Origin of the sequence: Streptomyces graminilatus, from assembly GCF_001418565.1 — a bacterium.
In the GTDB taxonomy this organism is placed as follows: domain Bacteria; phylum Actinomycetota; class Actinomycetes; order Streptomycetales; family Streptomycetaceae; genus Streptomyces; species Streptomyces graminilatus.
This window is the reverse complement of the sequence record NZ_LIQQ01000742.1, coordinates 1-2,224: the sequence shown is the minus strand read 5'-3', so window position 1 is coordinate 2,224 and position 2,224 is coordinate 1. Positions and strand designations below refer to the sequence as shown.

Below are 2,224 nucleotides of genomic sequence, written 5' to 3'. Positions count from 1 at the left end.
CCCCCCGTACTCTGGACCCGTGAGTACCAGCCCCGCCCCCGATGCCCTGTTCGGCGCTGCCGACATCCGTGAGCTGGCCGATGTTCTCGGCGTGCGGCCCACCAAGCAGCGTGGGCAGAACTTCGTGATCGACGCCAACACCGTCCGCCGTATCGTGCGCACCGCCGATGTGCGGCCGGACGACGTGGTCGTCGAGGTCGGGCCGGGGCTCGGATCGCTCACCCTCGCGCTGCTGGAGGCCGCCGACCGGGTCGTGGCCGTGGAGATCGACGACGTGCTCGCGGGCGCGCTGCCCGCCACCGTCGCCGCCCGGATGCCCACCCGCGCCGACCGGTTCTCGCTGGTCCACTCCGACGCCATGCGCGTCACCGAGCTGCCGGGCCCCCCGCCCACCGCACTGGTCGCGAATCTCCCCTACAACGTCGCCGTGCCCGTGCTGCTGCACATGCTGGAGACGTTCCCCAGCATCGAACGGACCCTGGTGATGGTGCAGGCCGAGGTCGCCGACCGGCTCGCCGCGCCGCCCGGGTCGAAGGTGTACGGGGTACCGTCCGTGAAGGCCAACTGGTACGCCGAGGTCAAGCGGGCCGGTTCCATCGGGCGCAACGTGTTCTGGCCCGCGCCCAACGTCGACAGCGGGCTCGTCTCGCTCGTCCGGCGGGCCGAGCCGCTGAAGACGACCGCCGACCGGCGTGAGGTCTTCGCGGTCGTGGACGCGGCCTTCGCCCAGCGCCGCAAGACGCTGCGCGCCGCCCTCGCCGGGTGGGCCGGTTCGGCCGCCGCCGCCGAGAGCGCCCTCGTCGCCGCCGGTGTCTCCCCGCAGGCGCGCGGCGAGTCCATCGGCGTCGAGGACTTCGTCCGGATCGCCGAGAACAAGGTCCAGAAGCCCACTGGCGATATCGCGCACACTGGTGATGTCGTGGAGAACCAGGTCCAACAGCCCACTGGTGATGAGGAGTTCGGGCAACTGTGAGCGTGAGCCAGAGCGTGACGGTACGGGTACCCGCCAAGGTCAACGTCCAGCTCGCGGTGGGTGCCGCGCGCCCCGACGGCTTTCATGACCTCGCCAATGTCTTCCTCGCCGTCGGCCTCTTCGACGAGGTGACCGTCACCCCGGCGGCGGAACTCCGGATCACCTGTGAGGGGCCCGACGCCGGTCAAGTCCCCCTGGACGGTACGAATCTGGCCGCCCGCGCCGCCGTCGCGCTCGCCGAGCGGTACGGCCGTACGCCCGACGTGCACATCCACATCGCCAAGGACATCCCCGTCGCCGGGGGCATGGCGGGCGGCAGTGCCGACGGCGCCGGGGCGCTCGTCGCCTGCGACGCGCTGTGGGGGACCGGTGCCTCGCAGGTCGAACTCCTCGACATCTGCGCGGAGTTGGGCAGCGATGTGCCGTTCAGTCTGGTCGGCGGGGCCGCGCTCGGGATCGGACGCGGCGAGAAACTGACGGTCCTGGAGACCGGCGGCACCTTCCACTGGGTGTTCGCGATGGCGGAGGGCGGGCTGTCGACGCCCGCCGTCTTCCGGGAGTTCGACCGGCTGGCCGCCGTAGCGGACAGTGAGATTCCCGCGCCCGTCGCCTCGCCGGAACTCCTCGCCGCGCTCGCCTCCGGAGACCCCGACGCGCTCGCCGCCACGGTCTCCAACGACCTTCAGCCGGCCGCCCTTTCGCTCTTCCCGGCCCTCGCCGACACCCTCGCGGCGGGCAGGGCGGCGGGCGCGCTGACCGCGCTGGTCTCGGGTTCCGGTCCGACGACCGCGTTCCTCGCGCGGGACGCGGTGGCCGCGCGGCGGATCGCTGAGGCGCTGTCGCACTCCGGCACCTGTCGTGCCGTACGGGTGGCCGCCGGACCGGTACCAGGCGCCAGCGTGCTGTAACGGTGAGTGACGCGCCGATGAGTGCGCGGAGTTGCCGTTACCTGGAAGTCAACCCATTTGTCCGACACCCACAGGGAATTCACGGTTCTTTGGCCTGGACCGGTGCGGGTGGGGCGGGAGTGACGAGTAAGGTCTTTTCAACTTCAAGCACTCGCCGCCGTCCATCACCTGACTCACCTGACTCACCCGACTCACCGGACACATCGCGCGTCATGATTCCCAGGAGTGCGCGCGGCGGCGTGGGGTCCCCCTTGAGTTGCCAACTCCCCAGGACTTGGAAGGCATCTCCGTGTCTGTACCTCCCCCCTCATCCCCCTCCCCAACCCCCTCCCGTCGCCGGACC

General features: G+C 71.1%; 2 protein-coding genes. Both read left to right on the top strand.

Features of this window, described 5'->3' with window-relative positions; all coding sequences use genetic code 11:
* The first annotated feature begins 19 nt into the window (after nt 1-19).
* Nucleotides 20-973, top strand: a complete 954-nt coding sequence (gene rsmA, locus AOK08_RS40945; RefSeq protein WP_079054572.1) for a 16S rRNA (adenine(1518)-N(6)/adenine(1519)-N(6))-dimethyltransferase RsmA — start codon at nt 20-22, stop codon at nt 971-973.
* Nucleotides 970-1,881, top strand: a complete 912-nt coding sequence (locus tag AOK08_RS40940; RefSeq protein ID WP_241827318.1) for a 4-(cytidine 5'-diphospho)-2-C-methyl-D-erythritol kinase — start codon at nt 970-972, stop codon at nt 1,879-1,881. The genes rsmA and AOK08_RS40940 overlap by 4 nt, the downstream gene beginning before the upstream one ends.
* The last annotated feature ends 343 nt before the right edge of the window (nt 1,882-2,224 follow it).